General features: G+C 70.6%; 21 protein-coding genes and 1 pseudogene. 6 read left to right on the top strand and 16 right to left on the bottom strand.

The window, feature by feature from the left end; translation table 11 throughout:
- Positions 1-1,359: 1,359 nt before the first annotated feature.
- The 4 genes and pseudogenes from Aco04nite_RS00810 to Aco04nite_RS00795 all read right to left on the bottom strand — a co-directional run.
- Positions 1,360-2,812, bottom strand: a pseudogene (locus Aco04nite_RS00810) (replication-associated recombination protein A); the annotation flags it as partial.
- Positions 2,813-2,936: 124 nt separating this feature from the next.
- The gene (locus Aco04nite_RS00805; protein WP_203837912.1) at positions 2,937-3,149 is read right to left on the bottom strand and encodes a hypothetical protein; all 213 of its coding nucleotides are present in this window, start codon (positions 3,147-3,149) and stop codon (positions 2,937-2,939) included.
- 57 nt (positions 3,150-3,206) lie between these two features.
- Positions 3,207-4,436, bottom strand: coding sequence for an MFS transporter (locus Aco04nite_RS00800; RefSeq protein WP_212995267.1), 1,230 nt, complete (start codon positions 4,434-4,436; stop codon positions 3,207-3,209).
- The gene (locus Aco04nite_RS00795; RefSeq protein WP_212995266.1) at positions 4,433-4,984 is read right to left on the bottom strand and encodes a helix-turn-helix domain-containing protein; all 552 of its coding nucleotides are present in this window, start codon (positions 4,982-4,984) and stop codon (positions 4,433-4,435) included. The genes Aco04nite_RS00800 and Aco04nite_RS00795 overlap by 4 nt, the downstream gene beginning before the upstream one ends.
- A gap of 59 nt (positions 4,985-5,043) precedes the next feature.
- Between Aco04nite_RS00795 and Aco04nite_RS00790 the strand changes: the two genes are divergently transcribed.
- Together Aco04nite_RS00790 and Aco04nite_RS00785 are read left to right on the top strand one after the other, a co-directional pair.
- Complete coding sequence (locus tag Aco04nite_RS00790; RefSeq protein WP_212995265.1) at positions 5,044-5,508, top strand: GNAT family N-acetyltransferase; 465 nt, start codon at positions 5,044-5,046, stop codon at positions 5,506-5,508.
- Between the two features lie 28 nt (positions 5,509-5,536).
- Positions 5,537-6,511 carry a questin oxidase family protein gene (locus tag Aco04nite_RS00785; protein WP_244875644.1) on the top strand — a complete coding sequence of 325 codons (975 nt, stop codon included), beginning with the start codon at positions 5,537-5,539 and terminating at the stop codon, positions 6,509-6,511.
- 163 nt (positions 6,512-6,674) lie between these two features.
- On the opposite strand, the gene Aco04nite_RS00780 is transcribed toward Aco04nite_RS00785, so the two are convergent.
- The 4 genes from Aco04nite_RS00780 to aspS all read right to left on the bottom strand — a co-directional run bounded on the left by Aco04nite_RS00780 (position 6,675) and on the right by aspS (position 11,530).
- On the bottom strand, positions 6,675-7,166 hold the full coding sequence (locus Aco04nite_RS00780) for a GyrI-like domain-containing protein (RefSeq protein WP_212995264.1): 492 nt from the start codon (positions 7,164-7,166) through the stop codon (positions 6,675-6,677).
- Positions 7,167-7,195: 29 nt separating this feature from the next.
- Entirely contained in the window at positions 7,196-8,566 is a 1,371-nt protein-coding gene (locus tag Aco04nite_RS00775) for a stress response protein (protein ID WP_212995263.1), read from the bottom strand.
- A 324-nt stretch (positions 8,567-8,890) separates the two neighbouring features.
- Complete coding sequence (locus tag Aco04nite_RS00770; protein WP_212995262.1) at positions 8,891-9,724, bottom strand: sugar nucleotide-binding protein; 834 nt, start codon at positions 9,722-9,724, stop codon at positions 8,891-8,893.
- A gap of 3 nt (positions 9,725-9,727) precedes the next feature.
- Positions 9,728-11,530, bottom strand: a complete 1,803-nt coding sequence (aspS, locus tag Aco04nite_RS00765) for an aspartate--tRNA ligase (protein ID WP_212995261.1) — start codon at positions 11,528-11,530, stop codon at positions 9,728-9,730.
- A gap of 99 nt (positions 11,531-11,629) precedes the next feature.
- Between aspS and Aco04nite_RS00760 the strand changes: the two genes are divergently transcribed.
- Positions 11,630-12,640: an Lrp/AsnC family transcriptional regulator gene (locus Aco04nite_RS00760; RefSeq protein WP_212995260.1), complete on the top strand. Its 1,011-nt coding sequence runs from the start codon at positions 11,630-11,632 to the stop codon at positions 12,638-12,640.
- On the opposite strand, the gene Aco04nite_RS00755 is transcribed toward Aco04nite_RS00760, so the two are convergent.
- The 5 genes from Aco04nite_RS00755 to Aco04nite_RS00735 all read right to left on the bottom strand — a co-directional run bounded on the left by Aco04nite_RS00755 (position 12,575) and on the right by Aco04nite_RS00735 (position 16,695).
- Entirely contained in the window at positions 12,575-14,110 is a 1,536-nt protein-coding gene (locus Aco04nite_RS00755) for an MFS transporter (protein WP_212995259.1), read from the bottom strand. The two genes, Aco04nite_RS00760 and Aco04nite_RS00755, sit on opposite strands and share 66 nt — an antisense overlap.
- 93 nt (positions 14,111-14,203) lie before the next feature.
- Positions 14,204-14,941, bottom strand: a complete 738-nt coding sequence (locus Aco04nite_RS00750; RefSeq protein WP_212995258.1) for a 2-phosphosulfolactate phosphatase — start codon at positions 14,939-14,941, stop codon at positions 14,204-14,206.
- A complete protein-coding gene (locus tag Aco04nite_RS00745) occupies positions 14,938-15,921 on the bottom strand; it encodes a hypothetical protein (protein ID WP_212995257.1) in 984 nt (327 codons plus the stop codon). Before Aco04nite_RS00745 ends, Aco04nite_RS00750 begins: the two co-directional genes overlap by 4 nt.
- Positions 15,918-16,247, bottom strand: a complete 330-nt coding sequence (locus Aco04nite_RS00740) for a hypothetical protein (RefSeq protein WP_212995256.1) — start codon at positions 16,245-16,247, stop codon at positions 15,918-15,920. Before Aco04nite_RS00740 ends, Aco04nite_RS00745 begins: the two co-directional genes overlap by 4 nt.
- Before the next feature lie 46 nt (positions 16,248-16,293).
- Entirely contained in the window at positions 16,294-16,695 is a 402-nt protein-coding gene (locus Aco04nite_RS00735) for a hemerythrin domain-containing protein (protein WP_244875643.1), read from the bottom strand.
- Positions 16,696-16,934: 239 nt separating this feature from the next.
- Between Aco04nite_RS00735 and Aco04nite_RS00730 the strand changes: the two genes are divergently transcribed.
- Positions 16,935-17,459, top strand: coding sequence for a tetratricopeptide repeat protein (locus Aco04nite_RS00730; protein WP_212995255.1), 525 nt, complete (start codon positions 16,935-16,937; stop codon positions 17,457-17,459).
- Positions 17,460-17,710: 251 nt separating this feature from the next.
- Positions 17,711-18,061 carry a hypothetical protein gene (locus tag Aco04nite_RS00725; protein ID WP_212995254.1) on the top strand — a complete coding sequence of 117 codons (351 nt, stop codon included), beginning with the start codon at positions 17,711-17,713 and terminating at the stop codon, positions 18,059-18,061.
- Here Aco04nite_RS00725 and Aco04nite_RS00720 read toward each other — a convergent pair.
- From Aco04nite_RS00720 to Aco04nite_RS00710, 3 genes are all read right to left on the bottom strand, one after another.
- Positions 18,046-18,426, bottom strand: a complete 381-nt coding sequence (locus tag Aco04nite_RS00720; protein WP_212995253.1) for a RidA family protein — start codon at positions 18,424-18,426, stop codon at positions 18,046-18,048. The two genes, Aco04nite_RS00725 and Aco04nite_RS00720, sit on opposite strands and share 16 nt — an antisense overlap.
- Complete coding sequence (locus tag Aco04nite_RS00715) at positions 18,426-19,502, bottom strand: amidohydrolase/deacetylase family metallohydrolase (protein ID WP_244875642.1); 1,077 nt, start codon at positions 19,500-19,502, stop codon at positions 18,426-18,428. Before Aco04nite_RS00715 ends, Aco04nite_RS00720 begins: the two co-directional genes overlap by 1 nt.
- Before the next feature lie 134 nt (positions 19,503-19,636).
- A complete protein-coding gene (locus Aco04nite_RS00710) occupies positions 19,637-20,932 on the bottom strand; it encodes a transcriptional regulator (protein WP_212995251.1) in 1,296 nt (431 codons plus the stop codon).
- Positions 20,933-21,021: 89 nt separating this feature from the next.
- Here Aco04nite_RS00710 and Aco04nite_RS00705 point away from each other — a divergent pair, with 89 nt between their 5' ends.
- Positions 21,022-22,164 (top strand): alanine racemase, encoded by a 1,143-nt coding sequence (locus tag Aco04nite_RS00705; RefSeq protein WP_212995250.1) that lies wholly within the window; start codon positions 21,022-21,024, stop codon positions 22,162-22,164.
- Positions 22,165-22,235 lie beyond the last annotated feature (71 nt).

Genomic DNA, 22,235 nt, shown 5'->3' with positions numbered 1-22,235 from the left:
GGGTCAGGGCCGCCGGGTGCTTGGGTGCCACGCGGGTCGGGGGCGCCGGGTACAGCGCGGGGCGCGAGGGTGCCGGGAACCTGGGCACTGGCCGCGCCGCGCGGGGGGAAGTTGCCGGGGACTTGGCCCGGTGCTGCGCCGCGGGGGGCCGGGGCACCGCCGCGGGCGCCGGAGACCGGGCCGGTTGGGCCAGCGGATGGGGTGGCGGCGCCGCGGGGGGCCGGGGGCATGCCGGGGGCGCCTCGGGGCGGGATGGATGCTGCCGCGCGGGCGCCTGTGACCGGTGTGCCCGGGGGTGTGGCCGGGGCCGGGGGCGTTCCGGGGCGCGGGCGGGGGGAGGGCTGGGGGCGCGGGGCGGACTGAGGGCGGGCTCCCGATTGGGGGTACGCCGGGGATTGCGGGGTGGGGGCCGGCTGCACTGGCGCCGCGGAGGGGGCCGGCGGGGCTGAGGTGGGCAGCGGGGGGAAGGAGTCGTCCTCGTCCGGGGTGTCGTCCGGGCCGGGGGCGGTGCGGCCGCTCTTGCTGAAGCGGCCTTCGCCGGGGGCTGTCCCTGGACCGATGGCTGCGGCCTGCTGCTTGGCGGTGCGCAGATCGTCGAGCCAGCCGGTCTCCTCGCCGGGCAGCGGTTCGGGCTCGACCGGCTCCGGGCGGCCGCGGCCGAACAACCGGCGGCTGCGGCCGGTCTGGTCGCTGCGCTCTTCGTCGTCGTCGGGCCGATCGGCACCGCGCCTGCTCACGGCTGGTCCTCCCCGGCGCTCACGCCGTTGTCGTCGCCCTTGCGCACCCCACCCGGGGCACCCTGCGAAGCCTCACCCCGAACCCCTTGCGGGGCCCCGGCCGAGCCGTTCTCCGGCATCTCCCCCGCGGCACCCGCGGGCACTGCGGGAGAAGTGTCGTGCGGCACCTTACGCGGGCCGCGCCGCTTCCTGTTCGCTGTGGGAGCGCTTCCGGCCGAAGCGGTCGCAACCCCGGTACTTCCGGCCAAATCAGGTCCGCCGCCCGAAATGACATCAACCGAGCCAGCCCCAATCGAGTCGGCCCCAACCGAGTCGGCCTCAACCGGGTCGGCCTCAACCGGGTCGGCCGCTACCGAATCAGCCCCGGCCAATCCCTCCGGGGACCCCGAGGAAGCCGAACCGTCGGCAGAAGGGCTGCCAGACGGAGGGCCGCTAAGGGAAGGGCCGCCGAGAGAAGCAGCAGGCGCCCCTCCGGACGGCGCAGCCTTGGCCGAAGCGATCGGGCCAGCCGGAGCAACAGGGCCGGCCGCAGGAACGGAGCCGGCCGAAGAACCCTGGCCACCGTCAGACCCAGCCGCCGCCCCAGGAAGCTCGCCCCCAACAGAACCCGGGACCGGGACCACCGCAGGAGCAGCAGCAGGCGCAGAAGCGGTAGGCCCGGAAGCAGCCGAACGGGCCTGGTTGTCGCGGGCGGCGGGGATCGGGGCGCCGCGGACGATGCGGCGCAGGCGGGGGAGGCGGTCGGCGAGGGCTCGTTCGGCGCCGTGGTCGGTGGGGGTGTAGTACTCGGTGTCGGCGAGGTCGTCGGGGGCGTACTGCTGGCGGACGACGCCCTTGGGGTCGTCGTGGGGGTAGCGGTAGCCGCGGCCGTGGCCGAGGCCCTTGCTGCCGGGGTAGTGGGCGTCGCGGAGGTGGGCGGGGACGGAGCCGCCCTTGCCTGCGCGGACGTCGGCCATGGCGGCGAAGAGGCCGTTGGTGACCGTGTTGGATTTGGGGGCGGTGGCCATGTGGATGACGGCCTGGGCGAGGGTGAGGCCGGCTTCGGGGAGGCCGACCGATTGCACGGCCTGGCCCGCCGCGGTGGCGATGAGCAGGGCCTGCGGGTCTGCCATGCCGATGTCCTCGCTGGCGAAGATGGTGATGCGGCGGGCGATGAACCGGGGGTCCTCGCCGGCGACGAGCATGCGGGCGAGCCAGTGCAGGGCGGCGTCGGGGTCGGAGCCGCGCATGCTCTTGATGAAGGCGCTGATCACGTCGTAGTGGGCGTCGCCGTCGCGGTCGTAGCGGACGGCTGCCACGTCGACTGCTTTTTCGGCGGTGGCGAGGTCGATCTCGGGGACGCCCTGGGCTTCCGCGGAGCCGGCTGCGGCCTCGAGGGCGGTCAGCGCTTTGCGGACATCGCCACCTGCGAGGCGTACGAGATGGTCCTCGGCTTCGGGGGTGAGGGTGACCGCACCGGCCAGGCCGCGCTCGTCGGTGACCGCGCGGCGGATGAGGCCCCGCACGTCGTCCTCGTCGAGGGATTGCAGGGTGAGCAGCACGCAGCGCGACAGCAGCGGGGAGATCACCGAGAAGTAGGGGTTCTCCGTGGTGGCCGCGAGCAGGGTGACCGTGCGGTCCTCGACGGCGGCGAGCAGGGAGTCCTGCTGGGTCTTGCTGAAGCGGTGGACCTCGTCGATGAACAGCACGGTGGGCGGGCCGCCGTAGCGGCGGTCGCGGCGGGCCGTCTCGATGACCGCGCGGACATCCTTGACGCCGGCGGTGAGGGCTGACATCGCGACGAATTTGCGGTCGGTGGTGCCGGCGACGAGGTGCGCGATGGTGGTCTTGCCCGTGCCTGGCGGGCCCCAGAGGATGACCGACATGGGGGTGGTGCCGGTGACCAGCTGGCGCAGCGGGGCGCCGGGGGCGAGCAGATGTTTCTGGCCCACCAGCTCGTCCAGCGTCACCGGTCGCATGCGCACGGGCAGGGGCGATCCGGGGTCGGGCCGGGTCAGGCTGGACTCCGCATCGGCCGGTGGCGCGGTGCGGACACCACCCGGCTCGTTCAGGGAGAAGAGTCCGTCGAATTCCATTGGCATCGACAGTACCGGGCCTCCGCCCGGTGCCTGAAATGCGCCATTCATCCGGAACTCAGCGTGATCCAACGCACACGGAAAGGCGCCGCCTTCTTCAAGACGGCGCCTTTGCGGGACGCGTTCAGCCGCGGCCGGGACGACGGCCGGAGAAACGACGGCCCGAGCCGCCGGAACCGTTGCGCGGGCCGCTGCCGATGCCGGCGAGGTAGAGCGAGAGGAGCAGCAGGCCGAGGGCCGCGAACGTGGGGAAGTTGAACAGGTCCGTGGTCTTCACGTCGAAAAGGTCGAGCAGCAGGTAGATGCCGAAAACAACGGCCGCGGCGATCGCGAGCATTCGAGAGCCTCCATCGGGGGGTGAGAGCAGCTGAAACTGCTGGTACCCCCCTGGTGGTCACGGGTAAACCGGCTTCGGCACCACAGAAATAGAAGAAACCAGATAGAGGGGCGCGGCGACGGCGAGCACCACCGCACCGGACAGCAGCGCCGTAACCAGACCGGCACCGGATGCGATCGAGGTGAGCACGATCAGGCCGAGCGCGCCGGCGGGCTGGGCGACCATCGAGTTGAGGGACAGCAGGCTCGCCCGATAGGGGCCCTCGACCTGCCGGTGCAGCAGGGCATTGTGGACGGCGCCGCTCGCGCCGTGCACGCAGTAGCAGACCAGGTACGCCGTGATCACCCCGACCGGCCCGGCCAGCAACGCCATCCCGGCGACCGTCGTGCCCTGCACGAGCCGCAGCAGGAACCCGGTCCAGGGCGCGCCGACCCGCCGGCTGAGCAGCGGGATCAGGGCCGCGCCGACCGCCGACGCGAGCCAGCCGACCGCACCGACCGGGCCCATCAGGGCGGAGGCCTCGTCCGTGCCACCCACGACGTCGGCGAGACGCACCGGCATGAGGGTCTCGAACGCCACCATGCCGAAGCCCCAGAACAGTTCGACGGAGACCAGCGCCACGATCACCCGCGAGCGGCGCAGCAGTCCGACGGCGCCGGCGATGGCCGCGGGCACCTGGCGTACCGAAAGAAGGAGAGCGGCCGGACCACGGCCCGGACGGTCCTCGGTCATCAGCGTGGCCACGGCGATCAGCGAGACGACCTGCAGCGCCAGGGCGACCCAGACCGGCAGGGTCAGCGCGTCCACCGGCCCGATCGGACCGAGGGCGACCAGGCCACCGCTGAGCAGCGCACCGGCTCCGACGGCGACACCGAGCACCGCGCCGCCACGACCGAGCCCGCTCTCGATGTCGGCGTTCTCGTCGTCGGCGAGGGCACTGTCGACGTACCAGGCTTCGAGCGGGCCACTGTCGAGCGCGCGGTAGACGCCCTGCAGCGCGTAGAAGACGACGAACAGCGCCACCGCGTCGGCCACGGTCAGCAGGGACAGGGCGGTGATCTCCACGACGCCGGCGAGCAGCAGCACCGGGCGGCGGCCGAGCGCGTCGCTGAGGCCACCGGTGGGCAGCTCCAGGAAGAGCACCACGAGGCCCTGCAGTGCCGCCGCCGAGCCGTACTGCGCCAGGGTGAGACCACGGTCCAGCGGCAGCAGGGCGGACAGCGGGATCAGCAGGCCGACCGGCAGCCAGCGCAGGGCGAGCAGGATCAAGAACCGACGGCGGATCATCGGGGTACGCCGTACAGGTAATAAAGCACCTTACGAGCACCCCCACCCGGCGTGACCCCGCGATAACGCTCGACAACGGCGTTCAGCTCGTCGTTCAAGGCCGTGAGCTGCTCCGCGTCGAGATCGAGGATGTAGTCCGAGAACTCGGCCGCCGCACGCCATTCCTGCGGCTCCTCGGGCCGGTCCCGGCGCCACGCCTCGATCTGCTCGACCATGCGGGTCAGCGCGTAGCTGTCGAGCCAGTCGGAGGCCGCGGTCGCGTCCGGATCGCCGGCGAAGACGTCCCGCCGCCAGCTGCTCATGTCGTGGGCGGACTTCCACCAGCGCTCCCGGCCTTGCCCCACGGTGTCGTCCTCAGTCACCAGGCCGACGTCGGCGAGCTGACGCAGGTGGTAGCTGGTCGCACCGGTGTTGGTGCCGAGCGTGGCGGCGAGCCTGGTGGCGGTCGCCGGCCCGTCGACGCGGAGCTGGCCGAGCAGCCGGGCCCGCAGCGGGTGGGCGAGCACCCGGATCTGCTTGCCGTCGAGATGCACCGAGGTGGGTTCCATAACTTGCACAATACTTGTGCAAATAAGTTGTGCAACCCTTCTGTGCCACGATGGGAGTCATGATCGAAGCGAGACGGGCCACTCGTGCGGACGCCCGGGAAGTGATGCGCCTGCGCAAGGTGATGCTGGAGTCGATGGACCGCGAGGTGGCCGACGGGCCCTGGCAGGACCGCGGCGCCGAGATCTTCGAGACCCAGGTTCTCGGGGGCACGCTGGGCGTCTTCGTGGTGGACATCCCCGACGGGCCGGGGCTCGCGGCCTGCGTCGTGGGCGCGATCGATCAGCGACTGCCGAATCCGAACGACCCGGACGGCAGACGGGGGTACGTCTACAACGTCGCGACCGACCCCGCGTACCGTCGCCGTGGTTTCTCCCGGGCCTGCATGCAGGCACTGCTCGACTGGTACGCCCGGAGTGGCGTGACGGTCGTCGATCTGCGCGCGTCACCCGACGGCCTGCCGCTCTACGAATCCCTCGGCTTCCGCCGCACCGCCGACCCCGCCATGCGCATCTTCTTGACTTGAAGTTGGGTTCAAGGTGGACGGTGGCCGGATGACGACGCTCGACGAGGCCCTCACCCGGCTCCGCGACACGGGGCCCGAACGCAACGGCTGGCTCTCCAACCACGCCCCGATGGCGGTCGAGGCACTCGCCCACCACGGCCACGACGCGGAGGTGCACCGATGGATCGACGGCTACCGGCCCCTGCTCGAGGACGCACCTCGCGGCATCGCGCCGATCGCCCCCGACGAGTGGCGTGACCCGCTCGGCGACCCGGTCCGCACCGGCGACTGGATCACATTCTTCGAACGCGAGCTCGCCCTCACCCCGTGGCGCGACGTGCTCGCCGTGTGGTGGCCACGGCTGCTGCCCGGCATCGCGGCCGGGGCGACGCACGGCGTGATCCGGGTCGGCCACGCCGTGCGCGCCCTGCTCGCCGAAGAGACCCCGGCCCGGATCGACGAACTGGGGCGAGGACTCGCATACTGGGCCGCTCGCTGGCAACCGCTCGTGCCTGCCGGGCGCGGACGGTTCCGCGGCAGGGATCCGCGGGCGGCGCTCGACGCCGTGCCGCGCGTACCCGATCAGCGGTTCGGCATCCGCAACCGCCTCGCCCAGCTCGCCGCGCTCGAGGATTGGCCTGACGCCGCCGGCTCCGTGCCAGGAACAGGCAGCGTCGAGGCCCGGCTCCGCGCGATCGTCACGGCCGCGATCCTCCGCTACACCCTTACGGGTACGGGAACCCGGTCATGCTGGTGCACGCCGCGACGGCGCCCGCGGCTGTTCTGCGTACCCTCCCGGCCCTGCCCGTCGCCCTGCACCCGGCAAGCCTGGCGGCAGCCTGGGCAGCGTCAGCCGCAATCACCGCGGCCTACTCCCCCGTCGGCCCTTCCCCCGAGCCCGCCCCCTCGACCTCGCCGGACACGTTGCTCCAAGCGGCCATCGACTCAGGCGACGCGCACGGGATCAAATTCGCGGACACCGCCCTGGAGGCCTGGCACCTCGACCCCGACCCCGCACTGCTAGCCGCCGGCCGCCGCGCTGTCCTTCTTTGTGTCTAGCGTCCTGAGTCTCGATCCGTGGGCAGCAGGTGGCCACGGGGCACGAAGTTGCGCCGTAACCCGCTATGCCGCAATCTTCTGCGGCGTCAGGTGTCAAGCGCGGGCCATTCACGTCTGGCGATAGAACATTAGGCCAATTTGAACAGCAGGGCCGTTTCCCACTTGTGCATGTCGGGCTGCTCGGCGGGGTTGGTCAGCAGCACCTCCAGCCGGGCCGCCCACACCTCACCCTCCGGCGTGGGCGTCATGTCCCACTCCAGGCCACGTCGTTGTGCCCAGTCGAGCAGGCTCGCGGTCACGCCCATCAGCTCATCGGGATGCCCGATGTGGGTGACGGTCGCGTAGCGGCCCGCGGGCAGCACGTCGATGAACGTCGGCTCGTCGACCTCGATCGCCGCCACCAGCGGAATCCCGGCCTCGACCACCAGCTCCGCGGACATGTCGATGGTCCGATATCGGAAGAACGGCGCCCCCGCGGGCGTGACACCCCGCTCCCCCAGCCACCCGAACATCCCCGGCAGATGATCCGCCACCCGGGCGAACTCGGTCATGGAGATCGACTCACGCCGCCCGGCATAAACCACCTCGGGCCGATCAACGATGGCAGGTTCCACAAGCATGCCTCCACTATGAAGCCATACTCCTGAATTCACCCGGCCGGCGCAGAATCCGGCTCGCGCTCCTGCGGCCCGTCCTGCGACGAGATCGCCGTCGAAATGAGGGCCGCGGCCACCGGCTCGGCCAACACCGGCTCCTCCAGCGACCGTAGCCGCGGCGGCGCTGACATCCACGGCTTGAGATTCTGGAGAACGTTCTCGTAGAAGTCGTCGATCGCCGTGATGAACGAGTCGATGAACGATCCTCGCCCGGTGCCGCGCTTGGTGCCCGCAGCCGACAACTGCGCCACCCGGAAAGCCCTGAGTTCCTTCGCCGGATCCCCGATGATGGCCGTCGGCGATTCCCGTACGACCCGCAGCAGCTCGGCGTTTCCGGCTCCCCGGGAATGCATTGCGAAAGCCTCCAGCCGCAGCGACTCCGGCGAATTCTTCAACTGCCGGATGAGCCAGTTCACCCGCGTGGCGGGGCGGCCCTCCTTCGGCGCGTCGATGTCGGCCTGACAGGTGATCCGGCCGGCCCGCAGATCCGCGGTGACCAGCAACGGCCCGACCGCCCCCGGGATCTTGAGCCCACCCGTCATCGTTCCGGTGGTGATCAGCTGCGCGGCCAGCCCCTGCGTGCGGGCCGCCGGGTCGGCGAGATCCTTACGGCTCAGCGACGGCACCACCTCGATGCCGAGTCGCCGGCCGAGTTTCAGGCAGGCGAAGCGGACCAGCGCGTCGAACCGCCCCGCGACCTCCGTCGCGGAAGCATCACCGGCGCGGAGTGTCCCCGCGTTGATCGCCTCGCGGGTCGGCACCCACGCCCGGCCCATGTCCTCGAACTCCATCGCACCGGACCGCGGATGTTCGAGATAGCGGATCAGCTCACCGAGAATCCAGGCCTGGTCCGGGTCCGCGACGCCGCGATACTCCTTCTGCATGACCGCTTCGGTGAGAATCCCGCTCCACGGCAGATGATGCAGGGCGACTTTCTTGAGCTTCCGCTTGTCCACGGCGGTCGGATGCTGCCCTGCGATCGGCGGGATCTCGTTGGAGATGGTCACCAGCGCGTCGAAGTTGTGCTCCCGCGCGACATCGAGATAGCGCTCCAGCTGCTCGGCTTCCAGCTCGTTGCCGCCGGTCTTGACCTCGACCAGGGCCGTCCACTGCCGCTGGCCGCGGACGACGCGGATGAGACCGTCGGGGAAGCACTGCTTGTCCCCGTGCTGGAACGGGACCTCGATGAAGGTCTGCAGTGAACCCGCCGGAGCCCCCATGGGCTGCACGATCGCCCGGCCGAACTCGCGGACCGAGCTCATGACCGCCAGCAACGCGGACGTGGCCCGTCGTTCCTGTTCGGCGGCGCCGTTGATGCCGGAAGTGGGGATCAGGCGCGCGGTGAGCCAGGTTTCCTCGGACATTGATCACTCCTCGTCACGAAAGATGCCCGAAAAGTAACGCAGGGCCGGACGAGAAAGCAGATTGACCGTTCCGCCGAGCAACCAAGAAAGAAGACCCGCGTGACCGAGCACTACCGACCGTCGGCCTATGCGATCCGGCTGGGGGATGGGGTGGGACGTCACCCGGTTGCGGTGGGGCGAGGGGGTGGGGCGGGTCGTTGGTAGGGGTGGGGCGTCAATGGGTGGCGCCTGATCGGGGAGGTGGATCAATGACTGATGAGCCGGCTGGGGATTCGCAGGCGCGGGTGTGGTGGGTGATGATCGCGGTGGGGGCGTTGGTCTTTCTCAGTGCTGCGGGGGTGCTGGCGACCCGGTTATGGATTCGCTGACCGGGCGGAGGCGGGTTTTCAGCAGGGCCCGGGCTCGGGTGGTGTCGAGGCGGATGTCCAGGGGGCGGTTGCCCAGGCCGGCTTCGGCGGCGGTGCAGGTCCTGATGGCGGCGGGGTCGAGGCCGTGGGTGGCTGCGGTCAGGCGGCCCAGGTCGGCTCGGCTCAACGCTTGCGGGCCGGCGACGTTGATCACGCCGGTGTAGTCGGTGGTGGCGAGTTCGAGGATGGCTGCGGCTAGGTCGGTGGCGTCCAGGGGGCAGCGGATCTCGTCGGTGAAGAGGGCTCCGTCGCGGACGCCGCGGGCCAGGTCGAGGGCGAGGCGGGTCTGCTTGCAGGACAGAGCTGAGCCGGTGATCAAGGAGGTCCGGACCAGGATCGCCGTCGGCGTGATGGCCGTGACCGCGGTTTCGGCTGCTGCTTTGGCCGCACCGTACGCGTAGATCGGGGTGGGTGGTTCGTCGTCGCCGTAGGGGGTGGGGCGGCCCGCGTGGACGGCGTCGGACGACACGTGGATCAGGCGGGCATCGCAGGCGGCCGCGGCGAGGGCGACGTTGGCGGCTCCGTCGGCGCAGGTGGACCATTCGGTGGCCCGGTAGGCGGCGTTGACGATGAGCTCCGGGCGTACTGAAGCGATCAGGGTGTGGACCGCGGAGCTGTCACGGATGTCCAGGGGTGACCAACCGGTTGCCGCCGTGGTGGCCGTGCCGGAGACGTCGCTGCCGGCCGCCGACGCGAGCCGGGCCACCTCAGAGCCGAGGTGACCGCTCGCGCCGACGACCAGCGTGCGCATCGGTCAGTTGGAGGCTTCGACCGGGACCGCTCCGCCGTCGGTGCCGGGAGTGCCCGCAACGGCCTTGGGCTTGGCGTCGATGCCGGCTTCGAGCCGCTGCTGGGTGGTGATGGCCGTGGGGGCCGTGGTCAGCGGGTCGTAGCCGCCGCGCGTCTTGGGGAACGCGATGACCTCGCGGATCGATTCGTTGCCCGAGAGCAGCATGCAGGTGCGGTCCCAGCCGAGGGCGATGCCGGCGTGCGGGGGCGGGCCGTACTTGAACGCCTCGAGCAGGAAGCCGAACTTGTCCTCGGCCTCCTCGGGGGTGATGCCGAGCAGGTCGAAGACCCGGCTCTGCACGTCGCCGCGGTGGATACGGACAGAGCCGCCGCCGATCTCGTTGCCGTTGACCACGATGTCGTACGCGTAGGCGAGCGCCTTGTCGGGCGCCTCCTCGAACGTGGCTTCCCACTCCTCGTTCGGCGAGGTGAAGGGGTGGTGGACAGCGGTCCAGCCGCCATCATCCGTCTTCTCGAACATCGGCGCGTCGACGACCCAGCAGAACGCCCAGGTGGACTCGTCGATCAGGCCGGAACGCTTGGCGATCTCGATGCGGGCCGCGCCGAGCAGCTCCTGCGCCTCACGCCGCTCGTTGGCCGCGGCGAAGAAGATGGCGTCGCCGGGCTTCGCGCCGACGGCGTCGCCCAGGCCGGCCAGATGTTCGGGCGACAGGTTCTTGGCGACGGGACCGCGCGCCTCGCCGGACTCGGCGTCGAGGACCACGTAGGCCAGGCCACGGGCTCCACGCGCCTTGGCCCAGTCCTGCCAGCCGTCGAGCTCCTTGCGGGTCTGGGACGCGCCGCCGGGCATGACCACGGCACCGACGTAGCCGCCGTTGTCGATCGCGCCCGCGAAGACGCGGAACGACGTGCCGCGCAGGTAGTCGGTGAGCTCGGTCAGCTCGACGCCGTAACGCAGGTCGGGCTTGTCGGAGCCGTAGCGGTTCATCGCGTCGGTCCACGTGATCCGCGGGATGGGGGTCTGGACCTGGTAGCCGGCCAGCTCGCCCCACAGCTTGGTGACGAGCTCCTCGCCGAGCTCGATGATGTCCTCCTGGGTGACGAAGGACATCTCGATGTCGAGCTGGGTGAACTCGGGCTGCCGGTCGGCGCGGAAGTCCTCGTCGCGGTAGCAGCGCGCGATCTGGTAGTAGCGCTCCATGCCGGCGACCATCAGCAGCTGCTTGAACAGCTGCGGGGACTGCGGCAGGGCGTACCAGGTGCCGGGCTGCAGGCGCACCGGGACCAGGAAGTCACGGGCTCCCTCGGGCGTCGACCGGGTCAGGGTCGGCGTCTCGATCTCGTTGAAGTCGCGGGCGTGCAGCACCTCGCGGGCGATCTGGTTGGCGCGGCTGCGCAGCTTGAGCGCGTTGGCCGGGCCGGAGCGCCGCAGGTCGAGGTAGCGGTACTTGAGCCGCAGGTCGTCGGACGCGGTGATCGTGTCGTCGACGGGCAGCGGCAGCGGCGCGGCCTCGGACAGCACGACCAGCTCGCTGGCGACGACCTCGATCGCGCCGGTGGCGAGCTCGGGGTTGTCGTTGCCGTCGGGGCGCGCGGAGACCTCACCGGTGACCTTGACGCAGAACTCGTTGCGCAGCGCGTGCGCGTCCTCCTCGCGGAAGACGACCTGCACGATCCCGGAGGCGTCACGCAGATCGACGAAGATCACGCCGCCGTGGTCGCGCCGGCGGGCCACCCACCCGGCGAGCGTCACCGTCTGGCCGGCGTGTTCCGCCCGGAGGCTGCCGGCTTCATGGGTACGGATCACGGAAAGCTCTCCTCAATCAGGGACACAGGACGCATCGGTCATTCTGTCAGGTGCGCCTCACCCGCGACTCAAAGGGCCAGCAGCGATTAGAATCCGACCGTGCCAGCGCGAATGACGTCCGAATCCGCCACGTTTGATCGGCTGGATCGGCAGATCCTCCATGGGTTGCAGCTCGCCCCGCGAGTGCCGTTCGCCCGCCTCGGTGCCGTGCTCGGCGTCTCGGAGCAGACAGCGGCGCGGCGCTACCAGCGGATGCGCACGCTGGGGATCGCTCGGGTCTTCGGCGCCGTCGATCACGCCCGCCTGCCCGGCGCCGCGACCTGGATGGTGCGGCTGACCTGCCGCCCCGGCACCGCCATGCCGACGGCCGAGGCCCTGGCCCGGCGGCCCGACACCAGCTGGGTGATGGTCGGGGCAGGCGGCGCGGAGCTGACCACCAGCATCGCGGCAGTGGCCGGGCAGCAGGGGTTGCTGCATCATCTGCCCCGGGCCGCCAATGTGCTGTCCGTGAGCGCGCATCAGATCCTGCATCGCTTCGCCGGGCGGGGTGAGGCCGACTGGATCGCGGGGGACGACCGCCTCGACGACAACCAGCGACGCGAGTTGATCACGCCCACGGAAGAGGTCACGATAAATACGGACATGTCGCAAGAGGATCAGCCTCTCATCAACGCCCTCGCGCACGACGGCCGGGCCAGCTTCGCCGCCCTGGCCGACGCCACCGGCTGGACCCAGCGCCGGGCCGCCTCACGCCTGAACGCCCTGACCGCCGCCGGGTTCCTCCGCTTCGACGTCGACACCTCGGCCACGGCGCTCGGTTTCCACGCCGTGGCCCATCTGTGGTTCACCGTGGCACCCGCCGACCTCGCGAGCGTCGGCGCCCGCCTCGCCGATCACCAGCAGCTGGCCTGGGCCGCCGCGGTGACCGGCTCGGCGAACATCGTCGCGGTCGCGCTGAGCACCGACGCCGCCGCGCTGTACGACTACCTGACCACGGAGGTCGCCGCGATCCCCGAGGTGCGCAACTGCGAGACGGTCCCGGTGTTAACGCGCGTCAAGCAGGCTGTCTCGCTCGTCGACAACGGGATTCTCCGCGGCCCGCTCGCGTGACGGGGAAGGGACGAGCACCAGGACGGCGATGCCGCCGATGATGCCCGCGACCGCCGCGACCAGGAAGCCCGCGTCGAGACCGGCGACCGCCGCGGCACGCAGGACGGCGTCGACCGCGGACCGGCCGGCGTCCGGGACAGCCGCGAGGATCTTGCCGGCCTGCCCGGCGGCGAGCCCGTGCGCGGTCCCGGCCGGATCGGCGACACCCTTGTCGGCGAGGTGATCCTGGGTGCGGGACGCGAAGACCGTGCCCAGCACCGCGATGCCGATCGCGAAGCCCAGCTGCCGCGCGGTCGTGATCGCCCCGGCCGCCATGCCGCTGCGCTCCCGGGGCACGGCGGCCATCGCCGAGTCGGCCAGGGTGGGCATGACCAGGCCGACGCCCATGCCGATGACCGCGTAGCCGGCGATCAGAGCCGGCCAGCTCGAGTCCGGGCCGAGCAGCAGCGCGCACAGCGCCGACCCCGCACCGATCAGCAGCATGCCGCCGCCGATGATCAGCCGCGGCGAACGGCCGTGCAGCTTCGACCCGACGATGCCCGACACCACGACCGAGACCAGCGACATCGGCAGCCCGGTCAGCCCGGCCTGGATCGGTGACAGCCCGGTGAGCGACTGCAGCCAGATCGAGGTGTAGGTGAAGGCTGCGAACGCGGCCACGTTGACCAGCAGCGCCGCGATCAGGATGCCGGCCAGCGAGCGGTTGCGCAGCAGAGCGAGATCCAGCATGGGGTACGCCGACCGCCGCTCGACCAGCACGAAAGCGATCAGCGCGAGCCCGCTCAGCACGAGCAGCCCCCACGTCGGGAACGCCGTCCACCCCTCGTCGTTCGCCCTGATGACAGCGAGCGTCAGCGCGGTGGCGGCAACGGTGAACGTGATGGTCCCGGGCACGTCGAAACGGCCCCGGCGCTCACCGTGATCGGGCTTGAGCACGGTCAGCGACAGCACCACCGCGGCGATGCTCAGCGGCAGGTTGACGAGGAAGATCCAGCGCCAGTTGAGCCCCTCGGTGAGCAGCCCGCCCAGGATCGGGCCGACGGCGGCGGCAGCACCGGAGACGCCGCCCCAGACGCCGTACGCGACCCCGCGCTCCCGCCCCTGATAAGCCCCGTTGAGCAGCGCGAACGTCGTGGTGAACATGGCTGCGGCGCCGATGCCCTGCACGACCCGGGCGGCGATCAGCGTCTCGGGGCCGGTGGACAGCCCGCAGGCGAGCGAGGCCAGCGCGAAGACGACCAGCCCGCCGATGTAGAGCCGCCGGTGCCCGGAGAGGTCCCCGAGCGCCCCGGCACCGAGCAGCAGCACCGCCAGTGACAGGGCGTAGCCGTCGACGACCCATTGCAGGGCCGTGAACGACGTGTGCAGGTCCAGCGCCATCTGCGGCAGAGCGACGTTCACGATGGTGACGTCGATGAGCAGCATGAAGGTGCCGAGGCAGACCGTGATGAGCGGCCACCACTTACGCATGGCATTTCTCCTGACTGTGTGTGACCGCCTCACCATCCCCGACCGGCGGAGCGGGCACCAGCCAAGTCGCCTCGCGTGTCGCAATCCTCCAGATCAGAGCACTTGGGCTACTGAATCCGCCACGTACCAGCCGTCGGTCAGGACCGGGACCACGTCGGCGACACCGGCCTGCGCGGCGACTTCGACGTCCTCGGGAAAACCGTATTCCCGCAGCTCGATGCCGCCTCTGCAGGCACGCATGGCGGTGGTCAGGCCCGGTTCGGCCCTGTCGTACGCGGCCAGCGCGGCCTCCGCTTCCGGGGACAACTCGAGCGCTCCCCCGCGTACCAGATGATGCAGGAAGGACCCCGCACCCCACAGGTCCTCGACCGCCGGGCGCAACGACCCGTCCGGCCATCGTTCGCCGGAAGCGATCACCGCGATGCTCTGGCCCTCCCGCAGCCGCTCGCAACTCCACCGCGCAGCCGCAGGCGCGTTACGCAGCGAGACCCCGATGATCGTCGCGTCACTCTCCGCCAGCTGCGCCGAGATCGTCGCGCCGTTCGGGGAGGGCAGCACCAGCCGCTCGATCCCCGAGCTGCCCATGATGGTCGCCGGCGAGAGACTGACCACCCCAGGTTCCTTGCGGCCCACCGCCAGGGTCGCGTCATGCTCCCGCGCGAACTCCTCGGCACCGGCATCCCGCCAGGGATAGGGCCGCACGGCGATCCCCCGCTCGACCGCGACGGTCAGCGCCGTGGTGAACGACAACACATCGACCACCGCGACGATGCTCGCCCGCGGCGCCAGCAGCCGGGCACCGGCCGGCCCCCACTCGAAATCGGCTCTCATTCGTCCAATCGTCGCAGTGCGGCCAGCACCTCCGCGTGACGCCCGGCCTGATAACCCTCCGCAGGCGCTTCGCCGAGAGCCAGCACTCCGTGCGTGATCTCGTACGTGATCCGGTAGAGCAGCACCTGTGTCGCCGTCTCCCGCCACTCGCCGGAGTGCCCGGCGCTCGGCCGGTGTCCCAGCTCGGTGATCGTGAACCAGGCAGGGAACAGCGCGTGCGTCTCCACCGCGATGTCCACCCGCCGCCGCAGGTGCGCGCTGAGGTCGGCGACAACATCACCGCCGCGCTGCACCCGGTAGGCCTCGTGCAACTCGGCGTCGCGCCGCAGCGCCACCTCGGCCCGCTCGAGGTCGTCGGCCTTCGCGGCCAGCTCCCGCTCGGTGGCACGAAACTGTCCCCAGTGGAGCCTGTACGCGGCCGCCGCCTTCCGGAAGGCACGACTCCTGACCGTCGCGCCGGCAAGCAGGCGACTGGCCTCGAACGCGCGCGCCCGGCTCTCCGCCGCCCGCCGCTCCCCCTGCGTGTACGCCGTCAGCACGGCCTCGAGCCCGCCCCGCCCCGCGTCGTCCAGCATCGCGGCCCTGAGCTGCTCGGCGGCCCGCACCTGGGCGACGAGCCGGGTCAGCTCGTCCGGAACGACGTCCAGGTCGACGGGCTGCACCCCCTGCTCCAGCCGCAGCCGCCCCTCCAGCAGATGAACCTCACCCGCCAGCCTGGCGATGGCCTGCCGCGCACCCCGCAACTCACCATCGGTCTGCCGGCGGATCTCGTCGTACGCGTCGACGATCTGGGCCAGCTGGGCATCCCGCGCGTCGACCCGGCCGACCAGATCCTGGTAGCGGGTCTCGGCGGTCTCGGCGGCCTGCTTGTGCTCCTGATCGAGCTGGCGGCGCATCGTGTTCATCTTGCGCTGGAACTCGTTGCGCAGGGCGTCACTCACCCGGATCAGGTCGGCCGGGGTGTCAGTACTGCTGGTCATCGACCCCTCCGCTTTCTTTTGGGCATAGCCGTGAGCCACAGTCCGACGGCGGCAGCGAGGATGACCACCGCGGCGATCAACCCCGGCGACGCCAGCAGCCGCACGACGACCAGCCCCGCGACGACCAGGGCGAGCAGCACCAGGATGAGCGCGGCCAGCCGCCGGAACCGGGCCGCCCGGGAAGCGGCCTCGTCCAGCACGACCATCAGCTCGTTGGTGGCGTCGAACACCCGCCCCTCATCACCGTTCCCCTGCCCCAGAAGCTCATGCCGGGAGACCAGCTCCCGATGCCGTTTCCCGATCCTGTCCCGCAGATCAGCGCCCAACGCCCACCATCCAAGTAACGCAAAGCGACATTCACCGCACTGAGTGCTACCGAAACTCTACGGCCTCGGTGAGAGGGGTCAATCCCACGGAAGGGTCCAGGGCATTGAGCACCCCCGCCAACCGTTTCTCCTCCCCGATGAAGTGCGTCTCCAGCACCGCGGCAAGCCCATCCAGCTCCTGCCCCAGCTTTACGGAATCCCCCACCAGGTCGTTCAACCGCCCGAGAATGGAAGCGATCACCACATGGTCGCGCTGCAGAGCGTCCAAAAAGGAGCGCAACTCGGGATGCCGGGCAGCCAGCACCGGGAAAACCTCCCGGTCCTCACCCACATGATGCCTGGTCACCGCGGTGCAGAAGGAAAGGCAGAACACCGCGAGCTCATCGTCGGGCACCACCCCGTCGCGCAGATCCGCAAGCATTTCACGCAAGCTGAGATGCACTTCCACAAGCTGATTCCCGTACGCGAGAAAGCGCGCGTACTCCCCTGATGTCTCCAAGGAAATCCCCTTGGCCCCACGCCTCCATGCCCACGGCGGCCTCCGAACCGGGCGCACTGCGACGCTCCCGCCATCCGACCAGCAACCACCGGCGACCGTCAACCCGAACCCCACTCACGGGTGATGCTCGCTTTCCGGCGGCCCGTTACTCGCAGGCGTCACCCCGCGTGGCGTGGGAGGGTGGGGGGATGATCACTACGGAATGGGAAGAGCGGGTGACCGCGGCCTGGGCCTCGATCGATGAGCGGTCGGAGGCGGAGTTCCTCATGCTGATCGAGGAGCTGGTGAAGGAGCTCGATCCGGAGCATCCGGTGGGGTTGTTCGAGCGGGCTTGTTCGCTCGACTCGACCGGGCACAGTGATCTCGCGGTTCCGCTCTATACGCAGGCGATCGAGCTGGGGTTGACCGGATACCGGCGGCGGCGGGCTTCGATTCAGTTGGCCAGTTCGCTGCGGAACGTCGGTGACCTGCAGCGGAGTATCGCCCTTCTGGAGGCGGAGCGGGCGCTGCCCGCTGATGAGCTCTCCGATGCGGTGGCCGCGGTGCTGGCGTTGGTGCTGACCGATGCGGGGCGGGAGCGGGAGGCCGTGTCGATCGCTGTCGCGGCGTTGGCTCCGCATCTGCCGCGGTATCAGCGGTCGATGGCGAACTACGCGCGGTTGCTGGTGGAGCCTGATCCGGCTGCTGATCCTGAGGCTGATGTGCGGTCCTGATCGTGAGTTTCAGCGCGTACGCCAGGCATGTGCGGGATCCGGGCCTGCCGTTCAAGCATCGGGTTTCGGCATTGCGGTCGTGTGTGTAGATCTACCATCCGATCGGATTCCATGCGTCGCTGGAATTTCTGGAGGAGCTGGCCGGGACGTATCAGCGGGATGAGGCCGCACTGCTCCGGGCGCTCGAGGTGCTGTCGGCCAGCCGGGCCGGGTGGCAGGGCGAGGTTCGGCGATACAGCGAACGGCGGCGGGTGGAGAAGCGGCTCGGGCAGCGGGCGCCCCGACCCGGGGAGTTGAATCCGAACGGGCGGCCGCCGGTGTGGTTCGGTGCGGAGCTGCGGGCCGAGCTGTATTCGCTGACCTTCTGGGAGCGGGAGATGGGCCGCGAGCGGGCGGGAGCGTTCAGCGATCCGGACCTGCGGGAGCTCGACGCCGCCCTGGCCCGCTGCTTACGAGCAAACGCGGCGGCGGATGTGCAGCGCCGGGTGCTGGCCGATGCGCTGCGGAAGGTACAGGGGCGCATCGGCCAGGAACCGGACCTGGCTCACTTCTGTCGTGATCTGCTGTGGATCGCGCGGTTGGTGAATCAGGCGCCCGTGTAGAGGACGGCGTCGATTTCGATGTCGAAGCCGACCAGGGCGACCGGCAGCGTGGTGCGTACCGGGAGATTGTCGCCCTTGATGTATTCGGGGTAGATCTTGTTGAGTTCGGGGAAGTCGGCGAAGTCGCGCAGGTAGACGCCGATGCGGACGGCGTCGTCGAGGCTGGCGCCTGCGGCCTCGGCGGTTGCGGCCAGGTTCTTGAACGCCGCGTGGGCCTGCTCGGCGAAGGAGCCGGTGACGCGGGTGCCGTCGGGGAGGGCGGGGATCGCGCCGGCCAGGTAGATGGTGTCGCCGGCGATGACGGCGTGGGAGTAGGGGCCGCCGGCGGGGGCGGCCTTGTCGGTGATGATGGCGCGTTTCGGCATCAGGAGCTCCTCGGGAATTGTTCGGCCAGGTCCTCGGCGCCCACCAGAGGGGCTGAGAGCAGGGTGCGGATGTCATTGTCGCGGCGGGTCAGGGCGGCCCGCTGGGCTTCGGTGAGCGGGATCCACGACGGTGGCGGAGCCGGCAGGCGCGGCGGCAGCAGGGTGCCACCGACGTAGGTGGCCTTGTTGATCAGCCGGAGCGGGGCGTGGCGGACCTGACGGTGGGCGTCGACAACCTCGAACGAGCCCTCCTCCACGCGGAAGACCGCGAGGTCCGCGGGGGCGCCGACCTCGATGACGCCGCCGGGCAGCCCGAGGGCGCGAGCCGGGTGCACGGTGGCCGCGTCGATCGCGTCAGGCAGGGGCAGGCCGATGGCGACGAGCTTCATGAGCGTGGTGGGCAGGTCAAAGACCGGGCCGTGCAGCGAGCGTGCGTGAAGATCGGTCGAGATCGTGTACGCCCGGAGCCCCGCCCCCAGCTGCCCCTCGGCAACGTCGAACGCGAACCCGCCCGAGCCGTGACCGATATCGAACAGCACCCCGCGCTCGTAAGCCTCGGACGCGGCATCCCCGAGCGGCGCGGCGATGCCGGAAGCGCAATGCGTCACGATGTCGCCAGGCCGCAGCAGCTCCAGAACCGAGGACACAGCCGGCGGGGCGGCACCGATGTGGACCATGACCGGCACGTCGCAGGCCGACGCGGCGGCCAGGCCCCGGCGCAGAGGTTCGACGCCGTTGTCGCCGACGGTTTCGCGGTCGATGCGCACCTTCACGCCACGGATCAGGTCGCGGTTGGCCTGGATCGTGTCGATGGCCAGCGCGACGTCGCAGTTGGCGAGGTCGCGGCTCTCCCCCGTCCGCCCGGCGAGCCCGACGGCGGAGATGTTGAGCAGCGCGGGCACCCGGACGGCCGCGGCGTCGGCGACCCGGCGCAGCCCGGAGAGGGTGTACGCCCCGGCGGATCCGGCGTCGACCCAGGTGGTGACGCCGGTGTGCCAGGCGATGGGGTCGGGGTCGATCCCCCAGTAGCCGGGCCCGACGTGGGTATGCAGGTCGACCAGGCCGGGCGTGATCACCAGGCCGGACAGATCTGACCAAACACGGCCGGACAGGCCGGGGCCAATCGCGGCAATATGTCCGTTATGGACGGCAAGATCGGTGACACCGTGACCGTGAACCGTCGCACTCCGCAGAACCAGGTCGTAGATCATCAGGCCGGATCCAGGGCTGCGGTGATGGCGAGGCGGTAGAGCCGGGTCGGGCGGCCCTTGCGGTGTACCTGCGAGCTGCCGTCGTCGACCGCCAGCCCCGACCCGCTGAGCTTGCGGATCAGCCGGCGTCCGCTCGGGTCGGTGATGCCCAGCGAACGGGCGAGGTCGCCGGGTGAGACCGGGCGTCCGCCGAGACTGCGCTCGATCGCCGCGAGCCGGGACAGGGTGGCCGGGCTCAGCCCGACCCGGGCGGCGAGTGCCTCGATGCCGCCGTGCTCGCGGTAGGTGTAGGTGAGCGGCACCCCCGAGGCACCCATCGGGCCGATCATCATGCCGTTGTCGGAGATGAGGTACGCGCCCGGATCAGCGTCCTGCTCGGCGCGCGCGGCGGCCCGCTCGGCGAGGGCGACGCAGACCCGGGCGGAATCCCCGATGCCGAAACCGGCCACCGCCCGGATGCCGAGGGAGTCCCGGATCTCGGCGAGGACGGGCAGGCCGACCCATTGGTGGGTGATCGTCTCGAACAGGGCCGCGTGGGCGAACACGACGACTCCCCGGCGGCCCCGGTTGTCTATCCACGCGTCGGCGAACTCGGGCGTGTTCATGAGCAGATGCTGCAGACCCACCCGCGCCCGGTCCAGGTCGGGACTCTCCTGCGGGGAGGCGACCAGAAAGACACCGGCGGCGAAGCGCTGACCGTCGGCCTTCTTGTTGCGTACGCGCAGAGCCAGCTCGTGCAGGTCCGCCCGGATGGTCCCCGGCGTCGCCAGCGCGTTCAGGACAGCCACCTGCCCGTCCAGCGCCGCGGCCACCCCCGTGCGCACACTGATCACATAGGACGCCCCGGTGGCGGCCACGCGGTCCCGGTGGAACGCGACGACGTCGGCGATCGACTGCGCCGGGTCGAACGGCTGGCAGGCGATCAGCGACCGGTCCAGGTCGAGCGCGGTGGCGACCTCGTCGACGGTCTCCTGGGTGAACGTGTCGATGCTGACCGGGGTGGCGGGCCAGCCGTTGCCGCGCGCCCGCGACCAGGCGAGGGCCAGGTCGAGCGCCGCCGAGCGGGTCACCGTGACGGGCAGGGCGGGCGGGAGCAGGTCGCGGCTCCGGGCGTACGGAACCAGGCCCAGCAGGAGCCCGTCCAGGGTCTGGTCGCGCAGCAGAGCCGCCACCCGCTCGCGGATCTCGTCCTCGCGCTCGTAGATCGCCCACGCGAACGTCACGCCGGTGAGGGTGCGCGCGGCCTCGGCGAACCGGGCACGATGGCCGGCATGGCACACCAGGCCGATCACCATCAACGCTCCCAACGTTCGTAAGTGGTTCGTAGTAGCTTCCACACAATGCGCGAAGTCCCCACCACGGTCAACCCTAGGAGAGAGCGAAGATGATCCCCGACGAAATCATCGACTGGCGCACCAAGGGCTTCTGGCTGCCGGAAGGCCAGGTCAAGGCGAGTGAGTTCGCCGCGGCAAGGCACAACCTCTTCGACGGTACGTTCACCTGGCCGCTCCTGGTCGTCCGGGACTCCGCCGTGCGCGCGAACATCGCGACGATGGCCGCCTACGCCCAGCGGCACGGCTTCTCGTTCGCCCCGCACGCCAAGACGTCGATGGCGCCGAGCCTGCTCGAAGCCCAGCTCAACGCGGGTGCGTGGGCGCAGACCGCGGCGACCGCGAGCCAGGCGCTGGTGCTGCGCCGCCTCGGCGTACCCAGAGTGATCATTGCCAACGAGGTGCTCGACCCGACCGCGCTGCGCTGGCTGTCGCAGGAGTCGAAGGCGGGCTGGGACGTGTTCGTGCAGGTCGACTCGGTGGCCGGGGTCGACCGCATCGCGGCGGCCGGCGGGCTGAAGGTCCTGGTCGAGCTCGGTCATCACGGCGGGCGCACGGGCTGCCGTACCGTCGAAGAGGTGGTGAAGGTCGCCAGGGCAGGTGCGAATGTCGTCGGGGTGACCGCCTACGAGGGCGCGCTGAAGACGGTGGCCGAGGTCGACGAGTTCCTGGCCACTCAGGTCGAGGCGTTGCGGGCCATTGCCGACCTGTTGCCCGCCGAAGTCATCCTCTCCGCAGGTGGCAGCGCCTGGTTCGACCGCGTGATCAAGGCCTTCGAGGGGCTCGAGATCGAGGGGCACACCCTGCGGACGGTGTTGCGCAGTGGTGCGTCGGTCACCCACGACGAGGGCTTCTACCAGGAACGTACGCCGTTCAACCGGGTCGCCGCCGAGGGCTCGCTGACCGCGGCGCTCGAGATCTACGCGCAGGTGCTGTCCACTCCGGAGCCGGGGCTCGCGATCGTCGGCATGGGCAAACGCGACGCGCCGTTCGACGAGGGCCTGCCCACGACCACGGCCGGTGAGGTGCTCAAGATGAACGACCACCACACCTATGTACGCAGCGACTCGCTGAACGTCGGTGACCTGGTGCGTTTCGGCCTGTCACACCCGTGCACGGCGTTCGACAAGTGGCGCTTCATCCCCGTCGCCGACGATTCCGATGTGGTCGTAGATGTCCTGCATACGTACTTCTGATATCCAGATTTAACGATGCTGAAGGGTTGACGGGCGGAGGCCGCAGCCGCACTCTGAGGGGCACCCAAGCA

The organism is Winogradskya consettensis (genome assembly GCF_018332715.1).
Lineage (GTDB): Bacteria > Actinomycetota > Actinomycetes > Mycobacteriales > Micromonosporaceae > Actinoplanes > Actinoplanes consettensis.
The sequence above is the reverse complement of the archived record's forward strand: the minus strand, read 5'-3'. Positions and strand labels throughout refer to the sequence as shown.